The sequence below is a fragment of the Frankia sp. CeRuru1 genome, from assembly GCF_977966315.1.
The window spans coordinates 1-7620 of the sequence record NZ_CDWWEW010000250.1; the positions used below are offsets into that span (position 1 = coordinate 1).

The 7620-nt window shown below is 67.8% G+C and carries 6 protein-coding genes; 1 reads left to right on the forward strand and 5 read right to left on the reverse strand.

The annotated features are described in order from the left end of the window. From AC08OP_RS16870 to fxlM, 4 genes are all read right to left on the reverse strand, one after another. On the reverse strand, positions 1-851 hold an 851-nt coding region (locus AC08OP_RS16870), incomplete at its 3' end, for a lanthionine synthetase C family protein (RefSeq protein ID WP_476615073.1). Then, entirely contained in the window at positions 852-3854 is a 3003-nt protein-coding gene (locus AC08OP_RS16875) for a lantibiotic dehydratase (RefSeq protein WP_476615074.1), read from the reverse strand. Between the two features lie 152 nt (positions 3855-4006). Further along, entirely contained in the window at positions 4007-4204 is a 198-nt protein-coding gene (fxlA, locus tag AC08OP_RS16880; RefSeq protein ID WP_035958751.1) for an FxLD family lanthipeptide, read from the reverse strand. A 5-nt stretch (positions 4205-4209) separates the two neighbouring features. Then, complete coding sequence (gene fxlM, locus AC08OP_RS16885) at positions 4210-5505, reverse strand: methyltransferase, FxLD system (protein WP_476615075.1); 1296 nt, start codon at positions 5503-5505, stop codon at positions 4210-4212. Positions 5506-5848: 343 nt separating this feature from the next. On the opposite strand from fxlM, the gene AC08OP_RS16890 reads away from it, so the two are divergent. Further along, on the forward strand, positions 5849-6700 hold the full coding sequence (locus AC08OP_RS16890; RefSeq protein WP_476615076.1) for a hypothetical protein: 852 nt from the start codon (positions 5849-5851) through the stop codon (positions 6698-6700). On the opposite strand, the gene AC08OP_RS16895 is transcribed toward AC08OP_RS16890, so the two are convergent. Continuing rightward, positions 6616-7401, reverse strand: coding sequence for an alpha/beta hydrolase family protein (locus AC08OP_RS16895; protein WP_476615077.1), 786 nt, complete (start codon positions 7399-7401; stop codon positions 6616-6618). The two genes, AC08OP_RS16890 and AC08OP_RS16895, sit on opposite strands and share 85 nt — an antisense overlap. Positions 7402-7620: the final 219 nt, after the last annotated feature.

Genomic DNA, 7620 nt, shown 5'->3' on the forward strand with positions numbered 1-7620 from the left:
CTGGGACGCGCCGGGCCGGGCTGGCTTGTTCTGCCCTGACGCAGGTCGGGCAGAGTGATCCATTCCGGCCACCAGGGTCCGGCTTCGCCGTCCTGCTGCCAGGCGTCGAGCCAGGCGCAGACGTTTATGATCGTATCGTGCTGTCCGTCGACGACGACACCACGCCGCATCGCCCGACTGAGCAAGGACAGCGGCCCGGCTATCCCGTGAGCGAGGCCCAAGTTGCTGTGCCCACCGGGGTAGGCAGGGGAGGCGCGGCGGTGCGGATCGTGGTTGACCCACCAGCCCGGCAGCATCTGCCCGTCGATCCGATGCGGCTTAGACAAGGCGACGAGGTAGGCGAGAACCCGCTCCATTGCGCTGCCCTGGGGAGCGCGACGCAGTAGCAGCGCGCCGATCCCGGTCAGACCGAAAAACACGTCGTACTCGCGGAACCCTGGCAGTCTCCCGGCCGCGATGCGCTCCATGGCTGCGTCGGCTCGGTGGTGGGCGATCGCGGCGACGTGCCCGTCGATGGCGGCGAGGGCGCCGCGGTAGCGGCTCGGGTCGCTTCCTGCCGCGGCGTCCAGCATGAAGGTGATCGCTGGGGCGCCGAGGTACAGGCCGGTGTTGTCTGTGATGTTGGCCGGCGCGGCGACCGCGCTGCGGATCCAGCGGTCGGCCTGCTGCCACGTGCCGAGCCCGGCGTGGGCGCGTTCGATGTGGAGCAGGGCGATGCCCGCGCTGCCTTTCGTGAGGGACTGCGGTGCCCAGGGTTCGCTCTCGGGCGGGGGCTCGGGCAGAGCTAGCCGCTCGGCGTAAAGATCAACGGTCTGCGCGATTCCCGGAGGGGTGCTCGTTGAGGTCGCCACTCATGTCTCCGTGCGGTGGGCGGTGTGGCGCAGCGCGCAGGCCCGTGCGAGCCGGCCGGTGGCTCGTTCGACAGCCGGGTCGACACCGACAGCGCGATTGTGGTGCAGGTGCAGGAGCGATCGCAGGACCGGCATCGGGTCGCGTTGGTCAGCGAGGGCATCTCGGTATGCCGCCAGCGCACTGGCGCGGGTGCCCCAGGCAGCCAGGACATCGCGTCCGCCGGGCAGGGATTGCAGCCGCGTCCAACTGCCGTGCGGGTCGGCTAGTTCGAGTGTCTGTTGCCGTAGCGCGGGGTCCAGCCTTCCGTGTTCTTGGCGGAGTTCGCGGATCAGCCAGTCCAGCCCGTCTTGTGGGGACCCGGCGTAGCTCACTGCCAGGTCGACCAGGCTGGCAGCGGCCAGGGCCTGGGGATGCACGCCTGCGCGGATGGATGCGCTGATCTGGGCGATGGCGCAGGCCGAGTCGGCGGCGAAGACGTCCTGGACGTGGTCCAGGGCTGGGCTGTGTCCGTAACGTCCCGACTGGGGGTCATAGGTGGTGAGCGAGACGTGCGCGAGCAGGTGTTGTCGGCGCAGATCGTCGGCCCACCGGGCGAGGCATGCGGCGGCAGGGCCGTATGCGGAGGGCTCCGATAGCCAGAGGTATACGGCGAGGTACTGGTCGATCTCTGGTCTGCGCATTTCGCGGTTCCGCCGAAACCACCAGCGCGGCCTGTGGACGCCGAAGGCGTCGATCATGTGGGGAAGGTGTTGCGTCAGGAGTTCCTCGACGCGCGCCGGATGCCCGTACAGGTGCGCGGACACGACCGTGGACTCGCCGGGGAGATGCCCGGCGTCGACGGCCACGACTCGCCGTGTGCTGATGCCTGGCCCGGGATCTGTGGCGGGCTGCGGGTCCAAGACCATGGGGATCAGCACCTCGTGGGCACGCCCCAGCCAGGCCACGTCTTCCAGGGTCGACGTCTCGCGCAGTTCCAGGCGGTCAGCGCGTTCCAGCCGGGTGCGCAGCAGGAGACGGTGAAGCGGGTGGCCGAGGTCCACCGGCTGCCGCCGGTCGTGCTCCACCATCGCGACATGGCCGGGAACCCACCACCGGCTGCACCAGTCTTCCAGCGCGGCGTCCCACTCGGCCGTCGAGGCGCCGCGGCCGGGAAGTTCACCGGCCGCTAGCAGCCACCGTGCCGGAGACAGCACGGTGCGCCGGTATCGAACGCGTGGAAGGTAGGGAAGCTGTGCCGCCGCGCCGAAGTGGAATGCCTTGTACACGGCGGCTCGGGCGGTGGTGATCTCAGCGAGGAACCTCGCGAGCGGCGGGGTGTGCACGCCGGCCTCCAGGGCGTGGGCGACCCGCGGTTCGACGTACCGGCCGGTGGAGATCTGGGCGAGGTAGAAGCGGCGGTCGTCCACGCTGACCGCGAGGTCCGTCAGGGGGATCAGGCGTTCGTCGCCGTCGCGGTATTCGGCCACGGGGATCACATGTGTCAGGAGCTGCTGCGTGCGCGCGACGTTCTCGTTGCGCCGCTTACGCGGGGCGAAGGAGAGCTGCGCGGGGATCGCGTCGGTGCCGGCCGCAGCGAAGGTGCCCGCGATCAGGTCGCGGCCGTCCGCTGGCAGCAGGTGGGCGTAGCGGCCAGCCATGCTGCTGCCGGGCCGTGGCGTGCCGGTCACCGCCACCGTGAACCGGCCGCGGGCCAGCGCCTCAACGGACATGGAGCGGATCTCCACGGCCACCTCGACCCGAGCAGGCAGGTGCACGTCGGCCGGATCGCTGACCGCAAGCTCCTCGATCATCTGATCAGTCAGGACGATTTCGCCGCCGCCGGACAGCGTGGCCCGTTGGATCAGCGCCAGTAGTTTCTCGTCACGTTCACTCACCTGCCGAGCGGCACGCCCGCGCGCCGAGCCCAGATAGTCGGCCGGAACTCCCAGGCCACTGTCGGAGATCAGGTCCATGACCGGCACGAAGGCGCCCGTCCCGTAGCGGGTCCGGAACCGGGAGTGGTAGTCCCGCCAGGCGGGATAACCCAACGGATACGGTGAGAGTCGATAGAGGACCTGGACGGCGTTGCGGGCTTCCTGGGCGACCTGGTCCGGTATGTGAACGTCGCACTCCAGGATCGTGTCGACGATCATGGGTACCTCGGCGGCCTCGCTCAGCGCGTGCATCTGCTCGGTCACGGCCGACCTTGACCCGAGAACCTGGCTGGTGGCCGACACCTCCTTGTGGATCTCGAACATCGAACGGACAAGATCGCTAACCTCCGGAATGCCGTGGGCGTCAACGGCCTCCAGCTGAGCGCACGCATGACCGAGTGCATCCAGGCAGGTCATCGGCGCTGACAGATTGCTCAGCAGGATTCCTTGGTCGAGCAGACCCGTGAGCATCTCGTCGATCCGCTGCGCGGGGGCACTGGGGAAGCGCTCCATGAGCAGTGTTCGTAGCTCGCTGAACGTGACCGGTTTCCGCGTGGCCTCCAGCGCGGCGCAGACCGGTCGACTGTGGCGCACGGACACCTCGATCGGCGCCAACTCGTCCGCTATGCCATCCGGCGTCGGCGCGGGCGCTCCGAAGCGGTCACCGCGCACCAACCCGGCGCCATTGGCGACCAGCGACAGCCGCTCCCGCAGCGTCGGACACCGGTGCAGGCGCGCGAGGACATCACCGAGCCAGCCCGCGTCAACCCGGGCCTCGACCCGGTGATCGCGACCCCACCGCACCTTCGCCCCAGCATCGATCCGGGCCAGCGCGACTCCGGCGAACAGCCCAAAGGGAGTGGGACGGCGCTGCCACCGAAGCAGATAGGACGCTACGGAAAGCACGGTCCGGCGAACCGCTCGCACGTCATGACCACTGGAGGTCAGAACGGTGTCAACCTGCTGAATCAGCGCGGGACTCGCCTGAGCGATCGCCGCGCGAATTTCCTCGCGCCGCCACATCGCCGACAGCCACGCCGACCCTTCGTCCGCGGCGTCGGCACCGAACAGGTCCAGGTCCGCTGGCAAGTCCAATCCGCCCGGATCGGTGCTCGCACGTAGTAGTGCTGCACCGGCCCACTGGTACATCGCTGGAGATCTCACCGCCAGGCCGCCTCCCGGGGCACTGCTGCTGTGCGGGGGCCGTGGGTCGGGGAATGCACCGACGACCCCCGTACAGGTCAGGACGGGTCGTCGGCGAACGAGTTGCAGGAGCTGTCGTTGCCCGAGCAGGTGTTGCCGCATCCGTCATCGGTGGGGCAGTCCCCCATGATCGGGCCGTACGCCACGAGCACCCGTACATCCAGCGTGTACTCGTCGTCCTCGCCAGGCCGTTCAGCCAACGCCGTGGCGCTTCCAGACAGCGAAACCTCTGACATATGGATCATCCTCCTGCTCGGCGTGATGTTGCGCCCCGGCCGGCCGCGACGCTCGCCGCTCCCGGCCAGGAGATCGTGATCCGGCTGTGCTTCTTGTCGATGACGCGGCCAGCCGGCAGCTGGTCATCGGCGGTGCCTGCGGGGTCAACGCGGAACTGTGGCGAGCTGTGGCGGTGTTCCCGCCCCCAGACCTGGAGCTGCTCGGCGACCTGTTCGGCCAGCTCGGACGCGCCCGGACCGAAGGCATGCACACCGAACTCGACGTCCACCGAGTCCGCCGCACCGCGCGTCGTGACATAGGCGAGGGTGTCGTCGTCGACGACGGCCACCGCGGCGGAGTGACTGCCCGGTGGGGAGAGCAGACCCGTGTCCAGCTTTCTGTCCAGCACAACGCGACAGAAGCCCGGCAGCACGGTGGCGAGCCACATCTGCGTACCGGCCCACGGTTCGAAACGGCCGATCGTGACCCCGCTCCAGACCTCCACCCGCGGCGCGTCGAATACGCCTTCCAGCAGGCCCGGATCGGTCGGGGGCCCCTCCTCGAAGCGCAAGGTGATCTCACCCTCGCGTAGGACCAGCAACGTGGTCTGGTGCGCTCCGGCGCCCTGGATGGGCACGAAGCCGAACAACCGGGACGCCCGACTGAGCAAGTACTCGTTGGCTCGCTCGAAGGTGATCACACGCGACAGGCCCCGCAGCTGCAACGGCACCGCCAGACGACCGCCCTCGGCCAGCTGAGCCACCCAAGCCGGCGGAACGTCCCACGCACCGACCGTGACCAAAATACGGTCATAAGGGGCGTGCTCAGGCACACCGAACTCGGCGTCGGCGAGCACAACGTTCACCTGAGGGTAGCCGACCTGCGCGAGAAGATGGCGCGCCCGGTCGATGACGTCCTTGTCGATGTCGACCGTGGTGACCTGACCTGCCGGACCGACGAGCTCGGCGATCAAGGCAGCGTTGTACCCCCCAGAGCCGATCTCCAAGATCCTCATGCCGGGGGTGATCGCAGCCTGCTCCAGCATGTACGCCTGGACCTGCGGAGCGGAAACCGAGCTCACAGAACTTCCAGCGTCGTCGCGCTTCGTAACTACTCCGTTGTAAAGCTGGTAAGCCTCCTCCAGCTCCACCCCCGGTGCGAAGGCTTCCCGACGGACCTTGCGCATCGCGGCCTCGACCGGCCGCGAGGTGATCGTGCCCTCCGCAAGAAGATCGTCAACCATCTTCCTGCGCAGCTGCGCTGCGCGATCGAGGCCGGAGACGTCGCTGTTCGGCTCTACGGGTGAAGACACGTCGGTCACACGATCTTCCTTGTCGTCGGCGGGTGCGGTGGCGAGCCGTATGGCCGTCAGCGGCTCGTTGGCTCGTCCGGTTAAGAATGCCGGCCACGATCACGATCGACCAGGCCAGCAGCTACCCGTGTCGATGGTCATCGACCGACTATCTGGACATATCCTGGACACTGTGGTGGTCATCCCTTCACTGTCCGTCGATGAGGTCAAAGAGAGTCTGAAGCGCCTCCGCCAAGGACATGGCCTGGCTCGCCCCACCGCGCTTCCTACCGTGCTGCCTGAGCTGCTCCGGGCCCGCCTGGCAGACGGCAGGGTGAGCGAGCCTGCATCGGCGCAGGAGGTCACGCTGCTCGTGACCGCGTTCCGGCAAGCCGTCGAGGGGCTGGCCGACGACGAGCGCCTGTGCGTCGAGGTCGACTTCAACCTGAGCGCCGAGCATCGGTACCCAACGCTCACCGAGCGACAAGAGTCGCTCGCGCGCCAGCAGAGGTGCGCGGCGAAGACCGTTCGTCGCCGCGCCGACCGAGCGCTGGACACCCTCGCCTACATGCTGTTGACGAACGGGCCATCGACCGTCACGTCGACGGTCAGGAGCCCGGCAACGATCTCGTCCCCTGAACAGGATCGGTCGCCGGTCGATCACGGCGAGCCCTGGGGCGAGGACCTGAGAGCGTTCTGGCGACTCTCCCACGGGGCACGCATCGATATCGTCTGCTCGGAGATCCCCGAGGATGAGCGCCCAGAGTACGCCTCGCCAGCCGACCGTAACTACCTCCGTTATGCGAAGTTCGCGGATCTTGACACGTTGATCTACCTGCGGACCCGATTCGCCCGGTTAGCCCCGACCGTGACGATTCGAGACTTCGCCCCCTCGGAGTACTTCGACACCCAGGCCGATGTCCTCGTGGTCGTCGGCGGACCGCCGTGGAACGCCAAGTACCGCGAGCTGATTACCGATCACGCAGTGCGCCCCCACCACCACCGGTTCCCCGGACGAGGTCGAGCCGGACCCCTTCTGCTGGGCCCGCAGGCGCGCCTCTTTCGGGTAGCCGAAAACGCAGTGCTCGCCCACCACGGTGCTCTCCTCAATGTGCACCGGTGCATACAGAGAGGCGATGTTCATGCTCGGCCCTTGTCGCCAACGAGCCACCTCACTGTGACTGCGACTGCCTCGTCCTCTCGTTCTCGGGTGTCGAAGCCGTGATCCGAACCTTCGACGGTGTGAAACTCGGTGTGGGGTCTGGCGCAGGCTGCCTGCCACGCGATCTCGTACGAGACCGCGGTGTCCCGATCGCCGTGTACCACGAGCGCCGGTGCAGCGGTCGCCATCAGGGAGTCCAGCGGCCGATAATGATCAAACTCGTCGAACAGCACCCGGCCGACCTCGAACTCCCCGTCGAGCACCAGGAACCCCTGACCTGACAGCAGCTTCTGCTGATCGGGGCCGAAGTTCTCTCGTCCCCACGGCAGTTCCGGTGTCAGGAATGTCCGCCGGAGGTCGAGTACCGGATTCCACAGGACGAGCCTGTTCAGGCGGTCGGCCAACCAGGGCAGCGAGAGCGAGGCCGATACCGCTCCGAAGCTCGACGCCACGATCGACAGGCGACCTGGCAACTGCTCCTCCGCGTACTCGACCGCGGCCTGGAGGTCGAGCAGCTCGCCGGCGATCGTCACGCCACGCTGGGTCCCTCCGCTTCCCCCGTGGCCGCGGAAGGAGAACCGCAAAACATGAAAGCCGGCGTGTGCAAGTCGATCAGCGAGTCGGACGAACATGCCGCCCTCGGTCATGTTTGCGTTGATTCCATGTAGCTGGATGGCCACCCCCCGGTGCTGTCCTCCGACGGCTGCATGCACCGCGCCCTCCAGCCGTACTCCATCGATCGACGTCAGCTCCACCCGCTGCATCTTCCGCTGCTCCCTGTCATATTTCCGGCCACCGGCAACCGAGCCAGCGCTCCTCCTACGACCAGGATGACCGCACCGTCGCGCCCGACGTTCCACCTTTCGATGTCTGCCGTTGGCGGGCGCCCACCCAGCCGGCCTGCGCTAGCAGGTGGGAGCAGCGCACGATCTTCGGCGACGCGCCGCGGGCGTGTAAGAACAACGGCTCTGTCGCAGATTCGG